A 19813-nucleotide genomic window follows, 5' to 3' on the forward strand; every position below is an offset into this window, starting at 1 on the left:
TGTTCTTGTTGTGGATATCAAAATAAAGACGTTAAAAATCTAAACCTACGTGAATGGGACTGTCCTTCTTGTTGTACACACCATGATAGGGATATTAACGCAAGTATCAATATAAAGAATGAAGCAATAAGGCTTCCAACCGCAAGGACTGCGGGGTTAGCCTAATCAATTAGAGTTCGATAGAACTCTTTACTTAGGAATCCCTCACTTCTAAACGAAGTGAAAGTGGGGGTAGTTCAAGTTATATCCCAAAACCATGTATCCACAAGTTTATGTAATATCCATCCGATATGTATCCGAAATCATACTTGTTCACCAAATTGAGTTTTATCATAGGAGTCAAGTCACATGTCTGTCAACTTGGATTAGTACTAACGTTGCTATAATAAGGGAGAATTTAAATATTTAAAACAGTAGAGTTTTGACTTCCAGAACTTTTTTATTATGGAGTTACTTCAAAATCTTTGCTTGTTAACGATATGTTGATTCCTAATACCTGCATAATATTTAGTCATATTTCCTTATCTATATTGATTTCTTGAGAAACATTGCAACAGAATCGTTCTATGAATTAGATATATCATTTTTGTAACATGAGCGGTCATAGAATAGTACGGTAAAGATTAGGGTTAATGTTAAAGCATTCAATAGTTATACTGATAAGGAGGAAACTAATGAAAAAACTAACTTTTAACGATTTGAACTCGCCGGAAACTATGCGTAATCCCATTATGTTTTATAAAAACCTCATGGAGCAACAAAAGCGTTTCTTTCACATTGATGACTTTTATGGCATGGGAGGGGCATGGGTTGCATTTCACTATGATGATGTGGTTGCAATTTTGAAAGATTCCCGTTTTATCAAAGATTTACGAAAATTCACACCGCCTCGTGATAAGCAGAATCCTATTGAGGAGAATACAGCAGTGAGTAAGCTATTTGAATGGCTTATGAATATGCCGAATATGCTTACGGTAGATCCCCCTGATCATACTCGCCTACGTCGGCTAGTCTCTAAATCCTTCACACCACGTATGATTGAGGACCTTCGTCCTCGTATTCAGCAAATTGCCGACGAATTGTTGGATGTTGTACAGGAACAAGGAAAGATGGAAATTATTGCAGACTTTGCTTACCCACTACCCATTATAGTCATTTCAGAGATGCTTGGGATTCCCGCCAATGATCGAAATCAGTTTCGCGCATGGACACAAGAACTGATGAACGCCTCAGTGGATCCTGGTCAAGGGACTGCAGTGACAGCAACACTTGAAAAGTTTATTAATTATATTGAAGTATTGTTTAACGAAAAACGCCTAAATCCTAGTGATGATTTGATAAGCGCGCTAGTTCAAGCAAAAGAACAAGAAGACAAGTTGAGTAAGAACGAGCTTCTTTCGACAATTTGGCTGCTCATTATCGCTGGACATGAAACGACAGTTAATCTAATTAGTAATGGTGTACTAGCGTTACTTCAACATCCTGAACAAATGAATTTACTAGGGCAAAATCCTTCTCTGCTGCCTTCCGCTGTCGACGAACTATTACGCTATGCTGGCCCAATTATGTGTAGTAGCCGTTTTGCTAGTGAAGATGTGACAATACATGGAAATAGGATTCGTAAAGGCGAATTAGTTCTACTCTCCCTGACTGCTGCAAATATTGATCCAAACATATTTCCTTATCCAGAGGAATTAAATATTTCACGGGAGGAGAATAACCATTTAGCCTTTGGGGCTGGTATACATCACTGTTTAGGAGCTCCGTTGGCGCGTTTAGAAGGACAAATTGCATTAGGCACTTTGTTAAAGCGGCTACCTAATCTTCGCCTAGCAATCGAAGCGGATCAATTGATTTATAACCATAGTAAAATTCGTTCCCTTGCAAATCTACCAGTTATTTTCTAACCTAAGATCCGACATTAGTACCTTTGGTGATTAAATTATTTATAGTTTTGGAATAAAGGTTGATTAAAAGTACCTTATACAACTTGATTTTAGTTAAAGTTATCGCCACATTGTTATAAAACTAAGACTTTATAGTACCCCAAAACGATAAAATTAGCATCTCCAGGTGAAAATGTATAATTTTTTGTTTTGGACATATTTAAATTTGTTAAATTGATGGATGTATGGTGCTACCCCATGTCCATCAACTTAAGAAAATAAATCCACCCCAAAGCGAAAAAATGAGCTTTTTTACTACAAGTTAGCACAAAATTCCGTTCTGGGGGTGAGTGATAATAAAGTCGTTTCAAAACAAATAAAATTATTTAAAAAGATGGTGTGAAATTTTAATTCACACCATCTTTTATTTATATGTTGTATTATAAAAGTATGAAATTAACGCTTCTATTTATTGGTATAATGTATAATGGCGTTATATAAAAATTCAGCTAAGTCTTCATTACTAAATTGATTTATATAATTTTTGAATCGATTATCAAATTTATACGTATTTGCAATACATGTCAACATTTCAGAGTCACATACAATAGATTGTTCGAGATAACTTTTCCATTCTACAATTAATTGCTGTACTTCATCGGAAGTAGGTGATTGATTAATATAGGAGGCAATTTTTCTAAATATTCTTTCCATGTTTTGTTCGAATTCATGAAATAAGTTCGCTTTTTCACTAGGAGAGTGTTTTTTCAGTTTCCCCTCAAATTCTTTGTATTTTTCTGTTTCTCCATAGATGAATTTCGCTTCATGAGCATATTGTTCTTGTAATGATAAAATGGATGAATTATTAAAAATATTTAAATTGTAGATATCCTTTCCTGATACATACTCATCCACCACAGTAATAATTGTTTCTAAACGTTGTTTTTTTAACAATAAAGTTTGGTTATGCTTCTTTAATAATTGTTGCTGTTCTTCTCTTGTAAGTTTCAAAATATCCGCAATTTCCTTTAGAGAAAAGTCCATTTCCTTAAAAAATAGAATCGTTTGAAGTTTTGCTAAACTGTTTCTGTCATAGAGTCGATAACCATTTTCTGTTAAGTAAATTGGCTTTAATAAATTTATTTTATCATAATATTGTAAGGTTCTTTTTGTTATGCCTGTAATTTGGACAATATCTTTAACCTTTAATAATTGTTTCTTCATCCCAAAATTCCTTTATTTCATCTAGTATTTGATTGGCAGGAGTTATTGTGGCTTCAAAGATATTTTTACCTGTTTTTTCTAAATAGTATTTAATTAAATAGTATCCACAGGCATAACCAGCAGCATAAGGCATATTGACTGGTATATAGTTTTGAAGTTTTGCTAATTCATCACCATAAAGATACGGTGCAATTTTATCAAATCCTGTTAATTGTAATTGATCCTTAAGCACGGGTTTGATACGTCTATTAAGCATTTCCATAGTTGTTTTCGATACCCAAGGACCGAGTAGATCTTCTCCAAAAATAGAAGTAGCAAAGTTTTCTGCTAACCCTTCACTAACAATTAATTCACCTAAAGTAACAGTATGGTCCCACTGAATAAATTGATATCGAACATTATGATTACATTCATGTGCTAAAGCCGCTTTCATTCGAGGTATTGTGTATTCATTTGGCACAAGTGTACACAAAATATAGCCAGGGATACCTCCATCACCACTATATCCTTCATTTAACATTAATGAAGGGCTATTTGGATCCCCTAATAGAATCGTGAATAAGTAATCGGATACACGAAGGTTCACATCATGCTCCCTAAATAAATGAAGGCTTTTCCTAACAGCTTCTTTACACTCAGACCAAAAAGAATCAGACGAAATCAATTCTAATTCTGGTGTAATCTCATTTGTAATCTGATTAGGAGAAATGCTCATTATATTATTCAATGTAATAACATCAAAACCATTTGGCTCCTCAGCTTTAAATGGAACATATTGAATTTCCCATTTCCCCATAAATGGGGCCAACATTTCTTGTCTGTATAACTCAACCTTTTCCTCTTTTGGAGCTTGTAAAATTTTTCGATATATTTTATCTGAGCGTAATGATTTTATATTCATTTCTTTCACTCCTTATTTAATATAGTTAAAATTATGCACTATGACGTAGCGTTATAGTCAAGGGGATTAATTAAAAATATGGCAGGAGGATGGGATTAAGTGTTTTTTGAAATATTAATAGGACACTTTCATTTGTAATTAGGGGTCACCGTACATGCCCATCAACCTAAGGTTTTTAATTATCCCTATAGCGAAGATTTCAACTTTTTACAATTCTCCATGAGAATTCGGCTCAATTCTTTCGTTTTGGACAACAATCAATTTCTTAAGTGGATGGTGATGGGGATTTTCCTATTTTTAAATAAATCGGACGGATATTCAAAAAAGAAAAAAACGTGAAATTAAAGTTATATAATCTTGGATTGATGGGGATCTAAAAGTAAAAATGCTCAAGATCAAACAGGTCAATAATGTGCTATAATCTCATGTGTTGAGGTATCGATTGGAAAAAGATATCAGGCACATTAAATTAGAAAAGGAGAAGGAAGGATATGCCACTTATTGTTGACAGAGAACAGGTACGGCAAGAAATACTGCATGCACTTCAGCAATGTTTAGAGGAAAAGCCTCTTCTAAAGGTTTCTATGCGAGATATCGCAGCAAAAGCCAAAATCGCTCATTCAAAAATCAACTATTATTTTAATACAAAAGAGAAACTTCTACTGGCTTATATCGAATTTTTTGCTATTTCATATAAAACGGAGATTGAGCATTGGTACATAAAGTATAAACAAAATAACGCCAATCTCAACGAAAGTTCACAAACGATAGTAAAACATTTCATCAAAGATATGGTTTTGATAAGTCATCAAAAACAATCGTGGGCTTTCACGCAAATAAGCACTATGGGTCAATACAATACGGAAATAAGGTCTGCAATCAAAAATGTTTATAACGATTGGAGAGAGTCCATCATACGTGTTTTGGAAGAGATTTATCGAGGCGAGGATGACCACATGGTATATAAGGCAGAAGCAGTTTTAATCATTATCGATGGGCTTCTTATTTATTCACTTCACGAAAAGATAGATGAGTCAAGAATAGATGCTGTGCTAGCAAATATTACGCCGTGATTTTTTGATTGTTCAAAAAACTTTGACAAAGTTTGATGTGAGTAATATGATTTATTTAGTCCGAGTGGACTAAATAAATCATATTGGAGGTCGCTTATGTCAAAAATTACTGTAGTTGGTTGTGGTGTTATGGGAAGTGCTCTGATTCGCGCGTTTATGAAAGCAGGTCATACTATTACCATTGTCGATAAAAATCCCACGGTAGCCAAGCCATTTGTAGCTGAAGGAGCTACGTTCAAATTATCATTGGATGACGCTCTAGATTGCGATTTCGTTCTGTTAAACTTACCAGATTATAAGATAGCAACGCAGGTTATTGAACAATGCAAATCGAAAGCTATCAAAGGAAAAATCATTGTAAACACTACTACAACAACCCCAACTCAAGCCCGAATTTTTGAGCAAATGATTAAAGACAGAGGCGCTATCGCCCTTGAAAGTGTGATTATTTGTTATCCTCATGATATTGGCACACATCGCGCATATCTTGTATATTCTGGCCCCAAGGAGGCTTTTGACCAAATTGAAGATCAACTTTCGGCACTTTCTTCGCCACATTTTGTTGGGACAGACATTCGCTTTGCAGAAATAATTGAGATGAGCACGTCAGCTCTGCAATTTGGTCTTTATTGGTTTGCCCTGCTAGGTTCAGCACTTTGTATACGAAACAAATTACCTATCTCCGAGTATTGTAAACATATTAAGGTAGCACTTCCAGTGGTGGGTCACCAACTGGTTACCCACTTGCCTGATAATCTAGAAAACTACACTGGCAAATTCCAAGATGCTACCGTCGCATCCTTGGATGTTCATACGCATGGACTCCAAACGGTAATGAAAACATTAGAGGATAATAACATTGATACCAGTGTATGTGAAGTTATGGAAAAGCAGATGAAAGTAGCTATTGATGTAGGATATGGAAAATGTGATTTTGAAGCAGCAATTACTCAGTTATTGAAATAAAGAATCTTCTTTAATCATCCTTGATCTTACATACATGATTCAACCTGAGACTAAAAATAATATACTAGCTACTGTATAATAATTGATTAATTGCAGTGATACCTACTATCAAAAAGTTAACTGAATTGGTGATGATTTATCATTTAGAGATGATTGTGTTATAATCTCGCCAAATTGCTATTAATCTAACGAAATTAAATTACCCTCCAATGAAAAATACGCTATTCTTTCTGTAGAATCATAGGAAAGGATGGCGTTTCTTTATGAATCTTTCGATTCTTGACGCACTTCAACTGATTGCTGAAGAATTACAACGACATATGTCTCTTCATGCTCTAAAACACCTAGCCAAAGAAAAAGGATTCGTTCAGCGAAAGGGCGCTTATCTGGAGCAAGGGTAAGCGGTCGTTTTCAATTTTAGAGTCATATTCTGGAATAATTTTCTCTATTCAGAATGGATATTTAAGTAACAGTTGAATGAGATTTTGATGAAATGTATAAAAGTAACGAAGCAGAATAATTTAACAAAAAACACTAAATAGTAGTGATGTTATGGTATTGAAAAGGGGGAATTTAAATGCGTAATGAAAATGAGATGATGGCTCTTTTTGAAAATATTGCTATGAATGATGATAGGATCAGATTATCAGTTCTTGAGGGTTCCAGGACTAACAAAAACATTCCTAAAGATGATTTTCAAGATTATGATATTTCCTTTTTTGTATCAGATATAGAGTCTTATAAGAAAAATGATTATTGGCTCGAAATATTTAGTGACCTAATTTTTATGCAAAAACCAGAAGATATGGAGTTATTTCCAGCAGAGCTAGGAAATCGGTTCAGCTATATTATGTATTTTAATGATGGCATAAAGATTGATTTAACTTTAATTCCTCTAAATGAAATAGATCAGTATTTATCTGACGTAGATGGTTTAGTGGAAATTTTGATTGACAAAGATAAACGCATTAATGAAAAAATAGTTCCAAATGACAAGAAATATTGGATTGAAAAACCATCTGAGCGAGAGTTTGATGATTGCTGTAATGAGTTTTGGTGTGTATCAGCTTATATAGCAAAAGGCTTTTATAGGAAAGAGCTTTTTTATGCACTGGACCATTTCAATCAAATTCTTCGTCCTGAACTCTTACGAATGATGTCATGGGAAGTTGGTATAAGAGAAGGATTTAATTTTAGTGTTGGCAAGAACTATAAATTTATTGGTAATTATCTTCCCGAAGAAGAGTTAGAAAAACTAATAAAAACTTTTAGTCAATCTGGTTATAAAGAATCCTGGGGATCCTTTAAGTTATGTTGTGATATGTTTAGAGCCTATTCTAAAAAAGTTGCATCTTTATTAGATTTTAATTACCCTGATTATGATGAAAAAATGACAGATTTCATTCAAAATAATTACACTAAACTAAGTCAAGAGTAACTTTGTGAACCACACTTGGTATTAAGGAAACGGTCGCGATTGTTGAATAAAACTTTATTTTTTATGGAAACAAACGAATTTAACAAATGGATATGCCAAAAGATTCCAATAAACAGTCGGCGAATTCAATCGCTCAAGGACGCAATACGCGCTTCAACATCACAGATAGCTCCTTATTCTGCACGAACAGCAATTTCAGGAAGTAGTGTAGGCTCGTTAACGAATTGGGTGCGTTCACTATAACTAATTCCTGTATATTAATTTACTTTTAATAACGAATTTTACTTAAACTAGCCTCTCTTGTAGGGGCTAGTTTTTTTCTTAGTGTGGCTTTGCTAGCAATTTCCTAACAAGGCTAATAAAAAAGGGCTGATATGAATATCAAACCCTTTTGATTATGTATAATTATTTCACTGCTGCTTTTAATTCTTTTCCAGCTTTAAAAGCAGGTGCCTTTGAAGCGGCGATTTGCATTTCTTCACCTGTTTGTGGGTTACGTCCTGTACGTGCAGATCTTTCACGTACTTCAAATGTGCCAAAACCAAGAATTTGTACTTTTTCTCCATTTACTAGCGCATTTGTTATTGTATCTAAAACAGCTTGTGTTGCTGTAGCTGCATCCTTTTGTGTAAGTTCAGCTTTTTCTGCTACTACTTTTGTTAATTCTGTCTTATTCATTTTTTGCACCTCTTCATATGTAATTAGGTGACTATTATAACGTGTGTATACCTATGATGCAATTAATATTGTGAATAGAAAAAGCCCTAGCAAGAGCTAGGGGACAATTTCTGTGTGGTAGTAAGAAAGAAAATCATGTTCATCGTACAGTTTATATTGTAACATCTCTATTAAATGATGAAAAGTACCTATTCTAGATTTTCTACTTGTTTCCACCTATTCTAAAATGAAAAATATCCCTCTAATTCATTTCATCTTAGAAGGATATTTCCAATCTTTTTCTTTTCGAGTATTTAGAGCAGGTTTAGATGAATTTGTAGAAAGTGTTTGCTTTTCTATTTTCTCTAATCTCTCATCTAATTTTTCAATAGCTTCTTTTGTTTCCTTCAGCTCTAATTTAATTTCTGTCAGCAAACGGAGTATTGCATCTCCTTTTGTCATTTTCAACAGTAATCGCTCCCTTACTTATATTAAAAAGGGATAGTAAAAAACACCAACTGGCCTAATTTAAAAGGAGATAAATTATATATGTTAGAGACCCTTGAAATGAGAAAAAAACAACACGAACTAAAAATACATAAATACAAAAATATACAAAAATACTATAATTCATTTTTGTTTGCAATCTCGATTATTTATTTTCTCTATTTCATTATTATTAATCATTCTCTTTCAGCACATCTATTACTATCTTTCATTATCGGTTTTACTCTTTGGAGTATAGGCCTAGCTATACATCTAAAACTCTTATATGAGAAAAAGGGAAAACGAAAAGTCATGAATATAGAAACAATAAACGAAATGAAAAAAATAAATATATGAGTCCAGGAAGAAAAGAACGTTATATTAAAGATTATAATGCTTCCAAAAATGAACTAGAAAAGATAATGACTTACGCTCAATTTATGTTAGAAGCTAAAGAAAGAGAAAACGCGGTAAAAGACGACAAAGGAATTTAGAGATATAATTGTAGTATTATATGCAGATGATAGTGGAAAAACAGCATTAAATCCGCTTGCTCATATGTGATTATTAGCTAGAAAAAATAAAAGGTGGTATAAATATGAAATCAACAGGTGTTACAAGAAAAGTAGATGAATTAGGACGAATCGTTCTTCCGAAAGAGTTAAGAACAACGTTAGGAATTGCAGAAAAAGAACCTTTAGAAATATTTGTAGAAGGTGAAAAAATAATATTACAAAAATACAAGTCATATGATGCTTGTGCAATAACTGGTGATATTTCAGAAAAAAACATTTCATTAGCTAATGGACAAATTGTTCTTAGTCCTGAAGGGGCTGAATTTTTAATTAAAGAAATCCAGCAACAATTAGTTAAATAATAACATTCTTCTTATTACATTATAAAGAAAAAGACATCTATATAGATGTCTTTTTCTTTGACTTAAACCAACATGATCCTATTCAACTAATGTGATGTTATAGTTTTCAGATAGTCGAACAAACATATCTTTTGCATAGTCTGACATATCATCATCAAACACATTTCTTCTGTATTTCACGACCAACACAAGATGATAATACAACAAGAATACTGAATGGTTATTACTATCTAATTTCATTTATATACCAGCCTTTATAATTTATAAGACTGACTATATCAGAGGCAAAATAAAAAGGAAAACCTTTTGGCTACGCCAAACCGAAATTCATCTCCCAGCTACCGTTGGGCTCCCCTTCACACGCTTGAGGAAGGAGAATTCTTTCGGGAAATTCGTTAAAAACTGCTGAACCACTGTTTTCTTTCGACGTAATGTGGTGGCCGCATACTTCTTACTTAGTTGATAGAAATAGATTTCCATCTTATTATGGGATAACTCCTTAATGGTTCCAATTGTTTCTTTTATATATTGAAGAAAATGAGAAAGATTGTGCAGATAAAGTTTTTTTGTTTGCTCACTTCTTTTTTTCGTTAAAGAAGGCGCATCGTGTAAAAATAAATAAACTAATGATTCTTCGCTTAATTGGGAATAATCAATATTTCGAATACCCATACCCATAATTTTTTCGAAATGACTGCTATCAAAAAATCTGATTTGGATTTTACAAGTTGAATATTATGTTTGTAATTTATAATATTCAAATTTATGCACAATTTAATAGAATGAAAAGACACATATATATTTTTATATGAATTTTTATGATTCTAATTATACCACAATAAACGCATTATTTATTTTGGTATAGAATGAAATGTTTAAATATATATTTTTACCTTTTTATTTAACGTTTCTGTTTAGATAATGTATAATGGAAATTTTTAATTGATTTTTTGTACATTTCAATCCAAACGCGGTAGGAGGAGATTTTTTTGACTAGTCTTCGTCTGAAAATTTTACAAGAAATCCATAATTTAGAAGATACCCATTGTTCAATTTGCCCTCTGAATAACCTATCAGTGAATTGTACAGATGAGCAAGAACAGGCAAAACAGAGAAACTACAAACATTGTAAAGGTTGTCCCATTTTCGATTCCATCCGAGAGAAAGGAGAGCAATTGAATTCTTTATCGAAAAAGAGTACCTTTAATAAGGTGCGAGAACGTTATATGGAAAATCCATTTAAGTATCTTCAGTATAAGGAGTACTCAATCACGGATGTAGTAAAAGAAACAGGTTTAACAAAGTATCAACTGAGAAAATTTAAACAACAGCTAGAATGAAAGTTTCGGATGAGGTGAGAAATGGACTATTTATCTTTAGAAGAGGTATGCGATAGGGTAGGTTTAACAAAAAATCAATTAGGCTATTTAATTAAGTATAAACACATCGAACCGATCAATATGGCCACCTGGAAAGCAGATGGTGGATATCGTTTTGAGCAAGAAGATGTAAAAAAGTTAGAGGAATTATACAAAGACTCTTTAACATTAAAAGAAGCAGCTGAATTTCTAAATAAGTCTAAGACTTACGTTCATAATGCAGCTAAAGATGGGTTGTTGCCCTTTAAAGAGATTGCTAAAGGGAAATCTACTGAACGATTGTACTTAAAAAAGGATTTGGAAGTTTTCAAAGAAAAAATTGAAAACAAATCAAAAGAGGAATTAAAAGAAAAAAAGCAGCATTTAAGTCTCTATCTTGATGAAAAGGTGGTAGAAGCAATAAAGAAAAAGGCTGCAAAGAAAGGATATAATGGCTATAAGAAGTTTGCTGAAGACATTTTATCCGCAGAAGTAAAAGAAGAAATAGAAGAATAGAATTCTAGAGAGAATAGATCCCTGAAAAACGAAAAAACGTTATAAGGGGTCTATTTTTGTTTTTGAGGAGTTTTTTAAGTCTCAAATCTTATTGCATTGCCTACATAAACAATACTCTTTATAAACGAATTTGAGAGCCCTTTTTTTGAGTATGTCCAAAAAAAATTTCTTAAAATACAAAAAAAGTAACATATATACTATATATGGAAAATGGTGGAGGGATCGATAAAACATTTAAGACGATTTTATTCAAGGTAAAAAAAGCACTCCAATTGAGTGCTTTTTTATCATTTATCTGGTACATAACATGTGTTGTTATCCATATAGCATTTTTCTATCTTTGTTTTAGTATTCCCTTTTTTATCTCTGTAAAAAATTTTAACTGTCCCCTTAGCGCCATTATAATCAAATTCATATGCATTAGGGTATTTGTCTCTAACCCATATTAATCCTGAACCAGCACTTGCCGGCATTGCAGAAATAAGTAATGCAGATGTTAAACTTAGCGCCCCAACTATCTTTTTAATTTTTGACTTTGACATAAATAATCCCCCTTATTATTTTATTAACTTATTAGAATAATGTAACTAATAGGTTAATAAAATGGTAACATATACCATAGATATTTAAAATCATTAAAACTTGATAAATAAATATTATAAAATTCAAAAAACAATTACTATTTCTAATAAAATTTAAGAGTAAGTGTAAAAACCTTCAAGTGAACATATTTTAATTATAGTAAACTAGATTATTCGAAAATGAATGTATCATTGTGGATTCTCTATTTAAATGAATAGGAATATGATAAAATAGAAGTATAACTGTATATCGTGTGAAGGTGGGCTTGTTATTATCCCTTCTTTCCATTTGGAAGGAAAGGGGGTGATATAACATGGAATTTTTGTTTGAACTTTTAAAAGAAATTGCAAGAGCAGTTGTGCGTGAGGTTTCAGCATACGCACTGAAAAAGCAATTCGAAAAAAAAGACAACAAAAAACCCGCGCTTCACCGACCAAAGTACAAGCGTGGGTCTAAAAGAAAAAGATAATGCATAATAACAGCCACCTTGACAGTAGCAGTTATGAGACGGGATGTTGACAGCATCTCGTCTTTTTTTAGTTTATGCAATTCAGTTAAGTACTATACTTTATATATACTGAATATGCATTCAATATATAACTAATCTAAAGTAAACATACCATATTTTTATTTTTTGGTCAACGTTCGGAAATATGAGGGACTAATGTTGTTTTGGAATAAAGTTTTATCATTTGCTACCGATGATCTTAAACAATCGCGCCCGTTTGCGGTATATTAAACTGTTACCCCTTTGCCCTTTTTGGCCAAATAAAATTGCTTATGGCAATCACAAAATCAATACCTAACACAAGTGTCCATAATTTTAGAAACCCAACCAACACTTCTGTCCGGGAAAAATCGTTAATTAAATAGATTAGGACGAGTAAAGTACCAGCACCTATTAGAAAGGCAAGCACATGTTGTCCCCAACTTTTAAAGTAGTGTTTCGCATAATCGATGCCAAATCTTTTAACTGGTTTCGATCCTTGTTTCATTACATAATATTGAAAACGTATATCAGCCCATTCAATCATACTTCTACCGTATGCAATAGAGACTCCAATATACACAGCAGCAATTGCATGCACTTTGGTAGCAGTCGCACCACGATACAAGTCTACACCCGTAGCAACCAATAAAATTAAATCAATGACAGGTGTCAAGGCTAGCAAAAACAATCCTAGTTTATTTCTTTTAAGGATATATCGTGTGAATAGACCTAAAGTGATAACAACCCAAAACCCTATTTCACATGCAACGATTAACCACGCAATTACATTCACCCCAGCACCCCTTTGTACGACGCAAGCAATTACTTGTTTCCCCTTAATACTTCAACAAAATAGCCCGTTCGTATAACCTTATATTACTTTTACCATAGGAACCCCTTCAGATAAAGCATATCCAAAGGTGCAAAAGGTGCAACTTTTTTATAAACGGTTCATCTTTTTTCAAACCCACAACTAAATTAAGAGGTTTATACTGTGATTCATAATATAAATGGTATAAAAACTAAGAGTGGTTTTATAGTGAAGGGTTTGCTTATTTTGAAAACAAGCAAACCCACTTGATAGATAGTCTTTAATATATTTTACGGCAATGGTATTATCTATATCTTTGTGCAAACTGCTCAGTATAAGAATCGACTAATTTTGTACGACCAGAATCAGAATACACTTTAATGTTGTATTTAATATAAACATTGTATGCATCTTGATCCTGCCATTTTTGTACAGTCCACCAATAGTTTTTACTTTTAGGAAGGGATAGTCCGCCTATTACATACCCAGCTACACCAGAAGCAAACGTATTTCCAATTTTCGCTATAACCCCAGCACCTAAACCTGCTATAGCTGCGTTAACCATAAAACGATATGAGGCATTATAAAATACATTGTTTCCATAAGTTGTCGTTACATATTTCCAGTTGAACGTACCAGCTGTTGGGTGAACATATTGAATTTGATCCGAATCTTTAGGTGTTATTGGATTAAATGGAGCTTGTCCATTTAGGAATAAAGAGTCTAAATCTTGTTGAGGTAATGAACTAATATCAATTGCTCTATTTTCTTTTGATACATCCTGGTTGTAAGAAACTACAGGTGAATTTTCTGCCTTGTTCTCTGCTGCTTGCGTTGTTGAACTAAATGCAAAACCTGAGCTTAGTAATAAAACCAAAGAACTTCCTGCTAATAATGTTTTTTTCATAATAATCCCCTTTCATTTGTATAAGAAATTTAATACAATATATTATACAGTCATTCTCTGAAAAGTAATTACTTTCTAAAAATAGGAGGTATGAGTCAATATGTTTAGTAAGATTACTTCAAAAAATGAACGTATTTACGTGATTATTGTAGTTGCACTGTCTATAGGGTTGTTTAGCATATCTCGTACAGTTTGGTGGTTGTATGGAATGGCGTTTTTGTTATTTTTATCTGCTTTTATATTTAGAGACAGACCTACAAAAAAGGAAGTAATGATAAATCTTGTTGGCTTTGTAGCATTATGTTTCATTTTTTGGATAGGAGAATACATCATAAATTTGTAAAATTATAACAATAATTCTCATTAAATACGATTATAACAAATTATTAGATAAATGGAATATTTTACTAACAATTTTAATATAGTGCTAGTTTGGAAAAATCGATTATTTAAGGGGTTTATCCCGTTTTTTTATTTAGAAATCTTGAGATAACCAAGATCCATTGGCAGTAATCAAAGAAAGAAGTCTATGAAAAAATATAAAACAAAGCATATTTATAACAGAAACAGCCCAAATTTCTCATTAGGAATTAGGGTTGTTTTTATGATGGGACATCCTTTCACTTTTAGGAACGGATATTTTCAAATGATAACCATTAATGAAATAATGATATGTTATAATTTTCATAATATATAAGAAAAGAAGGGATGGAATGAGCACACAAATAAAGGTAACACCGGAACAATTAGAACAAGCTGCTAAAACAGTAAGAAATACGAGATCATCATTAGAATATATACATAAAGATTTATACATAAAGATTTATACTCTCAAACTGAATATATAGCTTCTCAGTGGAGCGGAGCAAGCAGTGATCGTTTCTATCAGATGTTTAATGAAGCAAAGCCAATGATGTTTAACATCTTGCAAGAATTAGATAAGATTGCAGTAGAATTAGAACGTGCAGCTGTTAAATTCCGAGAAGCAGATGAATTGTATGACGGAATTTTAGTTGACTCTGATATTCAAGAAGGTGCCATGTGCGGAAAACTCCCTCCAAAATCAGAAGAGTCATTTTTCAATAAAAAAGATTTAAATGCTGCGTGGACTGGTATTTCTACTGGTTTTGTAGATGGTGCAGTGGATGCGTGGGAAGGACTGATATCCTTAGGTGATAAAGAAACCTGGCTTAATATGCGAGATGCGATTGTAAACTATAGGGAGACAATTCCTGCTGCATGGAACACTGTATCAGATACATTTATGAATAAATTTTGGAATGGGGATATGGAAAGTAGAGAGCATTATGTAGCTTATGGTATAGCAACGTTAGGACTCGGGTTTCTGGGTGATAAAGGTCTTAGTAAAGCAGGACAAGTTGGGAAGGTAGCTGCTATTACAGGTTTTACTAAAGGAAAATCACTTGTAATTAATTCTCCGGCATACAGAAATGCATTACATATATTAAACAACTATGAATTCAAGGCTGGAAATCACCTTTCATATGCGGGAGTCGGTAGTATTAAACAGTACTTACAGAAAGCAGCTCCATATACTTATGAGGGTCCAAATGGTCCGAAAACAATAAGATTAAGATTGGGTGAGTTAGCGGGAAATAAACATCCAGTTACAGGCATTCCGTATGATTTAGATGGCTTTCCTATCTTTAAACCCGTTTCTGAAGTTAAATTAAAAGAAGCTGATTTTAAAAAGTCTAGACCAACACATGATAGAATATGTAGTAAAGCATTATACGAACAAATAATGAAAGACCCTAAATTAGCTGTAAAATTCACAGAAGAAGAAATAGAGTTATTTAAACTAGGTGAGGTGCCAGAAAATTATACATGGCATCATCATCAAGAAGCAGGACGAATGCAACTTGTTGATTATGAAACACATAGGAAAACAGGTCACACAGGTGGATATAAAATTTGGGGAAAAGACAGCGATAAGTAAGGAGGAGTATATATGAGCAACGTTACTTGGATTGGAGTAAATAAAAAAGAGATTACAGATGAAAACATTCGGAAAGTAGAACAATATTTCAATATTAAATTCCCTATGGATTTTGTAGAATGTGTAAAAAAATATGATAGTGGTTATCCAAGACCCAAAATATTTGATGTACCTGGACAGGATGAGAATGTATTTAGTAAGCTTTTAACTTTTGATTTAGAAAGTAGAAATTCAATCATTCAAGTTTATGATGATATAAAAGATAGATTAGCAAATAAAGTATATCCTTTTGGCAAGGATTCATTTGGGAATCATCTGTGTTTTGATTACCGTAGCAATCCTGAATCACCAACAGTAGTATTTTGGGAGCATGAGGAGGAAAACATAGAAGAAGCAATATATCCTGTTTGCTCAACATTTACAGAATTACTTGCTAGTCTACGTGATTTTGAAGAAGAAGATTGAGGGAACTAAAAAACGGCCTAGAATTCTAGACCGTTTTTTTATGATTTACTAATTTTCCAACCATCATCCGTTTTCTCTAATTCAATTACGATTACTTTTTTGGGATTACCTTTATATACAGCATCAACAGTTACTGTAGCAATTTCATTTTTCTCTTCGACTTTTCGAATTTTATAGCTTTTAAGATCCTCGCTAACTGATTTCATTAGGTCTGCATTTCCGCCCACAAAAGCAACGATTTTCTTCGCTTCAGGAGTGAATAACTCGCCAAAATCTTTAACATTTCCTTCTTTTGCATCTTCAAAATATGCTGTAGCAACTTCTTCCGGATTACGATTATTCCCACATGCTGCAAGTGCTGTAACTGATAAAGCCATTACCACTATTAACATGATCATACGCGTAAATTTGTTTTTCATTCAAACCACTCCTTATATATAACGTAATTTCAACTCTTAGAAAGAGCTAAATCACTTGTATAAGTATATAATAATTAAATTTGTAAAACTATATATATTTAAATATAATTTTTATGATATTATTATTCTTAAAAAGAAGGACAGCAGGGGGAATCTACCCCTTACTATAATATTGATTTCCGTTATATACATTAGTATAAATAAAGTCAGCGTTATAGGGGTATAACAGACGACGTTCATTTTTAAAATCATAAAATCGAATTCACTTATATGAAAGATAGAAGCTCTCCTAATTAAAGGAGGGCTTTTATCTTGTTGTTAATAACAAACGAACATTTGAATAAATTTGATATGATAGAAGGAATTCATTCTTTTCAATTATGATTATTAATCGGTGGGAAATTTGGTATTGTATCTCCCTTATAAGCATCCCAATACCAAAAACTATAATTAGGTTCTAAGCTACTAAAGTGTTTTAATTTAAAATCACGTTCTATATGATACGAGTCCATATTCTCAGACATACCAAAAACCTCGATAATTGTTGGTATTTCAGTATCAATAAAGAGACCATCCGGTTTCAAACCAAGCCAACTATGCGGATGATATTTTGGGTCGTAAGTTCTTTTTACTAACCTTTGCTCCTGGCAAATACGATCATAAAGCTCGCGCTCATGAGAGCTTTCTACAACAACACCATATGTGTTAATTGATAAAATACCAAGACTCATGATGTGGTACTGTTTGAAGCCTTTTTGAGATACAAAACCTGTGATGACTGTTGGTCCATTAGAAACTCGGTTACTTAATTGCGCACTTTCTAACATTTTATTTTTTACGATAAAACTTACTGTATTATCCGCCTTTTCTGAAGGGAACCTACCTGTAATGCTACTTATATCTTCATTGATTTTCTCATGGGAAACATATTCCAATAGGAAGAAGACACCAGTTTTTTCTTTCATTTTGTCTAGTATGTGATAGATACTTCCTACTTTCCCACCTTTATACATGATGGACTTTAATGACACCGTCTTTTTTTTATTTAAATAAGTCTTGCTAGCTTGATAGTCCACCAGTTGTTTAAAAATTATAGGTAAAGTAGGATATGTTTTATGCCCTTCAATATGTATATACTGGTCCCAAGCATTTAAAAGTAATTTTTTTGCTAATTCACGAATTGATAATTTGTGTTTTTTTATTGCCGTAGATTCAGTTGTGTTGCCAGTCGAAGCAGATGGAGTTCCTTCTTGTTTACTCTCTTTATAAGTCGAGCTCTCTAATTCTACAATAATATCTCCATCTTCATCTTCATTCCAACCGGTTCTATAATCAGTTGGCTTAATAGAGCTGTTTCCATAAAAAATACAACCCTCCATATGATTATTTTTTTGTCCAGGAAATGTTTGTAGATAATAATTTTTCTTGTGGCCAATAGCCATTTCCACCGGATACTTAGGGTTACACGTACAATAGAATTTATTTTTCGTATCATATAATTCTTCAAGCAATGCTCCGTTGTTCATGCCTATAGCATATTCATAAGTATAAAATTTCTCTTCATACTGCTTATTTACTACTTTGATAAAAGATAACATTGATATTCCCCCTAAAAATCATAAAGTATTAGTCTCTCTACAATTGCTTGTTCTACAACATTCTGTAATGTGTTTCTTACATATGGGTATATATGGTAGTATACCATTACAACTTAAAACTTCATACAAACCACACATTAACTACACTACTAACACAAACCTACATAGTATAATTTAGTTAATATAATTCACAAAGAACATTCGTACATACTAATATTAAGTATTACAGAAATTACGTTAATTTAAAAGAGAGCAAATAAGGGGGAGAAGATACTATGACAAGTTTTGCGAATCAACACGTAGAGAATACGATTTTAGAAGAGGATGTAGAGCTTTTAAAAGTTATGGCACACCCAATGCGTTTAAAATTGATCAGTGAGCTTTCTAAGCATAAAACACTAAATGTAACCCAAATGACCGAAATTTTAAATATTCCACAATCAACGGTTTCCCAACACTTATCTAAAATGAGAGGGAAGGTTCTAAGAGGAAATCGTCAGGGATTAGAAATTTACTATAGCATCGAAAATCAAAAAGCTAAAGAAATTATGGGATTATTAGGACCTCTACAATAAAAAATTAGGACTACCATTAAACAGTCACTTATATAGGATAAAAGCCCTCCTTATTGTCGAGGGCTTTTATTTACTAATTATTTAAGTAATAATCACTTTGACTTAATCAATGCATCATGTCTTTGTACAATGACATGAAACTAGGAACTAATTTTATAGTGTAAAATGCTCTATTATCTACAGAAACAGTTCATTTAGTACCCATTTTCTTGTCCACACATCGAGACAAGAAGATGGGTACTTCTTTAAACAAAGACACCAAAGTGGATACTTTTTAAAGAAACTTTATTGCAGCGTAGCTAAAGATTTATAGATTTCAAAAAGGTATTGTGCCGTTATTTGTTTCAGTCGTCCAATCACCTTTGCTAATATTACAAGTTTGACATAATATCTCAAAGTTTGTTGGGTCATTATTGCCCATACGGTTTAGTGGTACAATGTGATCTATAGCATCTACATTCGTCTCATTAGTAAGATGGTGTCGACACAATATACAAACACCTTTATCTTAATGATATACAGCTTTTTTACCCACTCATCTGTTCCAAAAAAAATTAATAGGGTTAAGCTTTGAACCACATATTTACTTATAAAAGTAGATTACAACACAATAGCCTCTTATTA

Annotated in this window: 23 protein-coding genes and 3 pseudogenes; 14 read left to right on the top strand and 12 right to left on the bottom strand. The window is 32.7% G+C overall.

From position 1 onward, the window contains the following. The coding region (locus MR112_RS21850) for a transposase (protein WP_242245496.1) at nt 1–165 on the top strand (165 nt) is incomplete at its 5' end. A gap of 509 nt (nt 166–674) precedes the next feature. Next, nucleotides 675–1907 carry a cytochrome P450 family protein gene (locus MR112_RS21855; protein ID WP_242245289.1) on the top strand — a complete coding sequence of 411 codons (1233 nt, stop codon included), beginning with the start codon at nt 675–677 and terminating at the stop codon, nt 1905–1907. 444 nt (nt 1908–2351) lie between these two features. Here the strand turns inward: MR112_RS21855 and MR112_RS21860 are convergent, their stop codons facing one another. Beyond that, nucleotides 2352–3110 (bottom strand): MerR family transcriptional regulator, encoded by a 759-nt coding sequence (locus tag MR112_RS21860; RefSeq protein ID WP_242245290.1) that lies wholly within the window; start codon nt 3108–3110, stop codon nt 2352–2354. Continuing rightward, nucleotides 3085–4011: a DUF2268 domain-containing putative Zn-dependent protease gene (locus tag MR112_RS21865; protein ID WP_242245291.1), complete on the bottom strand. Its 927-nt coding sequence runs from the start codon at nt 4009–4011 to the stop codon at nt 3085–3087. Before MR112_RS21865 ends, MR112_RS21860 begins: the two co-directional genes overlap by 26 nt. 491 nt (nt 4012–4502) lie before the next feature. Between MR112_RS21865 and MR112_RS21870 the strand changes: the two genes are divergently transcribed. The 4 genes from MR112_RS21870 to ant(6) all read left to right on the top strand — a co-directional run bounded on the left by MR112_RS21870 (nt 4503) and on the right by ant(6) (nt 7488). After that, complete coding sequence (locus tag MR112_RS21870; protein WP_242245292.1) at nt 4503–5084, top strand: TetR/AcrR family transcriptional regulator; 582 nt, start codon at nt 4503–4505, stop codon at nt 5082–5084. Between the two features lie 96 nt (nt 5085–5180). Next, the gene (locus MR112_RS21875; RefSeq protein WP_242245293.1) at nt 5181–6050 is read left to right on the top strand and encodes an NAD(P)-binding domain-containing protein; all 870 of its coding nucleotides are present in this window, start codon (nt 5181–5183) and stop codon (nt 6048–6050) included. Nucleotides 6051–6313: 263 nt separating this feature from the next. Beyond that, entirely contained in the window at nt 6314–6451 is a 138-nt protein-coding gene (locus tag MR112_RS21880; protein WP_242245502.1) for a hypothetical protein, read from the top strand. A 176-nt stretch (nt 6452–6627) separates the two neighbouring features. Beyond that, nucleotides 6628–7488: an aminoglycoside 6-adenylyltransferase gene (ant(6), locus tag MR112_RS21885; protein WP_242245294.1), complete on the top strand. Its 861-nt coding sequence runs from the start codon at nt 6628–6630 to the stop codon at nt 7486–7488. Nucleotides 7489–7893: 405 nt separating this feature from the next. Here ant(6) and MR112_RS21890 read toward each other — a convergent pair whose 3' ends face one another. Next, entirely contained in the window at nt 7894–8166 is a 273-nt protein-coding gene (locus tag MR112_RS21890; RefSeq protein WP_242245295.1) for an HU family DNA-binding protein, read from the bottom strand. Between the two features lie 246 nt (nt 8167–8412). Continuing rightward, nucleotides 8413–8607, bottom strand: coding sequence for a hypothetical protein (locus MR112_RS21895; RefSeq protein ID WP_242245497.1), 195 nt, complete (start codon nt 8605–8607; stop codon nt 8413–8415). A 622-nt stretch (nt 8608–9229) separates the two neighbouring features. Here MR112_RS21895 and MR112_RS21900 point away from each other — a divergent pair. Next, on the top strand, nt 9230–9508 hold the full coding sequence (locus MR112_RS21900; RefSeq protein WP_149214589.1) for an AbrB/MazE/SpoVT family DNA-binding domain-containing protein: 279 nt from the start codon (nt 9230–9232) through the stop codon (nt 9506–9508). Between the two features lie 81 nt (nt 9509–9589). On the opposite strand, the pseudogene tnpA reads toward MR112_RS21900, so the two are convergent. Together tnpA and MR112_RS21910 are read right to left on the bottom strand one after the other, a co-directional pair. Continuing rightward, nucleotides 9590–9748, bottom strand: a pseudogene (tnpA, locus tag MR112_RS21905) (IS200/IS605-like element ISBth16 family transposase); the annotation flags it as partial. Between the two features lie 156 nt (nt 9749–9904). Continuing rightward, nucleotides 9905–10269 (bottom strand): annotated as a pseudogene (locus MR112_RS21910) (site-specific integrase); the annotation flags it as partial. A gap of 228 nt (nt 10270–10497) precedes the next feature. Between MR112_RS21910 and MR112_RS21915 the strand changes: the two are divergent. Both MR112_RS21915 and MR112_RS21920 read left to right on the top strand, forming a co-directional pair. Next, a complete protein-coding gene (locus MR112_RS21915; RefSeq protein WP_000202840.1) occupies nt 10498–10848 on the top strand; it encodes a zinc-finger domain-containing protein in 351 nt (116 codons plus the stop codon). 21 nt (nt 10849–10869) lie between these two features. Beyond that, on the top strand, nt 10870–11382 hold the full coding sequence (locus MR112_RS21920) for a helix-turn-helix domain-containing protein (RefSeq protein WP_242245296.1): 513 nt from the start codon (nt 10870–10872) through the stop codon (nt 11380–11382). A 287-nt stretch (nt 11383–11669) separates the two neighbouring features. On the opposite strand, the gene MR112_RS21925 is transcribed toward MR112_RS21920, so the two are convergent. Further along, nucleotides 11670–11924 carry a hypothetical protein gene (locus MR112_RS21925; RefSeq protein WP_000045595.1) on the bottom strand — a complete coding sequence of 85 codons (255 nt, stop codon included), beginning with the start codon at nt 11922–11924 and terminating at the stop codon, nt 11670–11672. 353 nt (nt 11925–12277) lie between these two features. Between MR112_RS21925 and MR112_RS21930 the strand changes: the two genes are divergently transcribed. Then, a complete protein-coding gene (locus tag MR112_RS21930) occupies nt 12278–12433 on the top strand; it encodes a hypothetical protein (RefSeq protein ID WP_000394773.1) in 156 nt (51 codons plus the stop codon). Nucleotides 12434–12707: 274 nt separating this feature from the next. Here MR112_RS21930 and MR112_RS21935 read toward each other — a convergent pair whose 3' ends face one another. Continuing rightward, complete coding sequence (locus MR112_RS21935) at nt 12708–13247, bottom strand: hypothetical protein (RefSeq protein WP_242245297.1); 540 nt, start codon at nt 13245–13247, stop codon at nt 12708–12710. 322 nt (nt 13248–13569) lie between these two features. Next, entirely contained in the window at nt 13570–14172 is a 603-nt protein-coding gene (locus MR112_RS21940) for a hypothetical protein (protein WP_242245298.1), read from the bottom strand. Between the two features lie 100 nt (nt 14173–14272). On the opposite strand from MR112_RS21940, the gene MR112_RS21945 reads away from it, so the two are divergent. The 3 genes and pseudogenes from MR112_RS21945 to MR112_RS21955 all read left to right on the top strand — a co-directional run bounded on the left by MR112_RS21945 (nt 14273) and on the right by MR112_RS21955 (nt 16597). Then, nucleotides 14273–14515 carry a hypothetical protein gene (locus MR112_RS21945; protein WP_242245299.1) on the top strand — a complete coding sequence of 81 codons (243 nt, stop codon included), beginning with the start codon at nt 14273–14275 and terminating at the stop codon, nt 14513–14515. Between the two features lie 370 nt (nt 14516–14885). Further along, nucleotides 14886–16132 (top strand): annotated as a pseudogene (locus MR112_RS21950) (WXG100 family type VII secretion target). Between the two features lie 12 nt (nt 16133–16144). Next, nucleotides 16145–16597, top strand: a complete 453-nt coding sequence (locus MR112_RS21955; RefSeq protein WP_242245300.1) for an SMI1/KNR4 family protein — start codon at nt 16145–16147, stop codon at nt 16595–16597. Nucleotides 16598–16635: 38 nt separating this feature from the next. On the opposite strand, the gene MR112_RS21960 is transcribed toward MR112_RS21955, so the two are convergent. Both MR112_RS21960 and MR112_RS21965 read right to left on the bottom strand, forming a co-directional pair. Then, nucleotides 16636–17016, bottom strand: coding sequence for a DUF4878 domain-containing protein (locus tag MR112_RS21960; protein ID WP_000790834.1), 381 nt, complete (start codon nt 17014–17016; stop codon nt 16636–16638). A 374-nt stretch (nt 17017–17390) separates the two neighbouring features. Continuing rightward, a complete protein-coding gene (locus MR112_RS21965; protein WP_242245301.1) occupies nt 17391–18614 on the bottom strand; it encodes a DUF1173 family protein in 1224 nt (407 codons plus the stop codon). A gap of 275 nt (nt 18615–18889) precedes the next feature. Between MR112_RS21965 and pagR the strand changes: the two genes are divergently transcribed. Beyond that, nucleotides 18890–19189 (top strand): transcriptional repressor PagR, encoded by a 300-nt coding sequence (pagR, locus tag MR112_RS21970; protein ID WP_000200276.1) that lies wholly within the window; start codon nt 18890–18892, stop codon nt 19187–19189. Nucleotides 19190–19505: 316 nt separating this feature from the next. On the opposite strand, the gene MR112_RS21975 is transcribed toward pagR, so the two are convergent. Beyond that, nucleotides 19506–19679 carry an HNH endonuclease gene (locus MR112_RS21975; RefSeq protein ID WP_242245302.1) on the bottom strand — a complete coding sequence of 58 codons (174 nt, stop codon included), beginning with the start codon at nt 19677–19679 and terminating at the stop codon, nt 19506–19508. Nucleotides 19680–19813 lie beyond the last annotated feature (134 nt).

This window comes from Bacillus cereus group sp. BfR-BA-01330 (assembly GCF_022663885.1).
Classification (GTDB): domain Bacteria; phylum Bacillota; class Bacilli; order Bacillales; family Bacillaceae_G; genus Bacillus_A; species Bacillus_A cereus.

Bases quoted from the DNA above. Each gene is read 5' to 3' on its own strand.
- MR112_RS21855 (WP_242245289.1), top strand. From the start codon at position 675: ATGAAAAAACTAACTTTTAACGATTTGAACTCGCCGGAAACTATGCGT.
- MR112_RS21860 (WP_242245290.1), bottom strand. From the start codon at position 3,110: ATGAAGAAACAATTATTAAAGGTTAAAGATATTGTCCAAATTACAGGC.
- MR112_RS21865 (WP_242245291.1), bottom strand. From the start codon at position 4,011: ATGAATATAAAATCATTACGCTCAGATAAAATATATCGAAAAATTTTA.
- MR112_RS21870 (WP_242245292.1), top strand. From the start codon at position 4,503: ATGCCACTTATTGTTGACAGAGAACAGGTACGGCAAGAAATACTGCAT.
- MR112_RS21875 (WP_242245293.1), top strand. From the start codon at position 5,181: ATGTCAAAAATTACTGTAGTTGGTTGTGGTGTTATGGGAAGTGCTCTG.
- MR112_RS21880 (WP_242245502.1), top strand. From the start codon at position 6,314: ATGAATCTTTCGATTCTTGACGCACTTCAACTGATTGCTGAAGAATTA.
- MR112_RS21890 (WP_242245295.1), bottom strand. From the start codon at position 8,166: ATGAATAAGACAGAATTAACAAAAGTAGTAGCAGAAAAAGCTGAACTT.
- MR112_RS21895 (WP_242245497.1), bottom strand. From the start codon at position 8,607: ATGACAAAAGGAGATGCAATACTCCGTTTGCTGACAGAAATTAAATTA.
- MR112_RS21900 (WP_149214589.1), top strand. From the start codon at position 9,230: ATGAAATCAACAGGTGTTACAAGAAAAGTAGATGAATTAGGACGAATC.
- MR112_RS21920 (WP_242245296.1), top strand. From the start codon at position 10,870: ATGGACTATTTATCTTTAGAAGAGGTATGCGATAGGGTAGGTTTAACA.
- MR112_RS21925 (WP_000045595.1), bottom strand. From the start codon at position 11,924: ATGTCAAAGTCAAAAATTAAAAAGATAGTTGGGGCGCTAAGTTTAACA.
- MR112_RS21930 (WP_000394773.1), top strand. From the start codon at position 12,278: ATGGAATTTTTGTTTGAACTTTTAAAAGAAATTGCAAGAGCAGTTGTG.
- MR112_RS21940 (WP_242245298.1), bottom strand. From the start codon at position 14,172: ATGAAAAAAACATTATTAGCAGGAAGTTCTTTGGTTTTATTACTAAGC.
- MR112_RS21945 (WP_242245299.1), top strand. From the start codon at position 14,273: ATGTTTAGTAAGATTACTTCAAAAAATGAACGTATTTACGTGATTATT.
- MR112_RS21955 (WP_242245300.1), top strand. From the start codon at position 16,145: ATGAGCAACGTTACTTGGATTGGAGTAAATAAAAAAGAGATTACAGAT.
- MR112_RS21960 (WP_000790834.1), bottom strand. From the start codon at position 17,016: ATGAAAAACAAATTTACGCGTATGATCATGTTAATAGTGGTAATGGCT.
- MR112_RS21965 (WP_242245301.1), bottom strand. From the start codon at position 18,614: ATGTTATCTTTTATCAAAGTAGTAAATAAGCAGTATGAAGAGAAATTT.
- pagR (WP_000200276.1), top strand. From the start codon at position 18,890: ATGACAAGTTTTGCGAATCAACACGTAGAGAATACGATTTTAGAAGAG.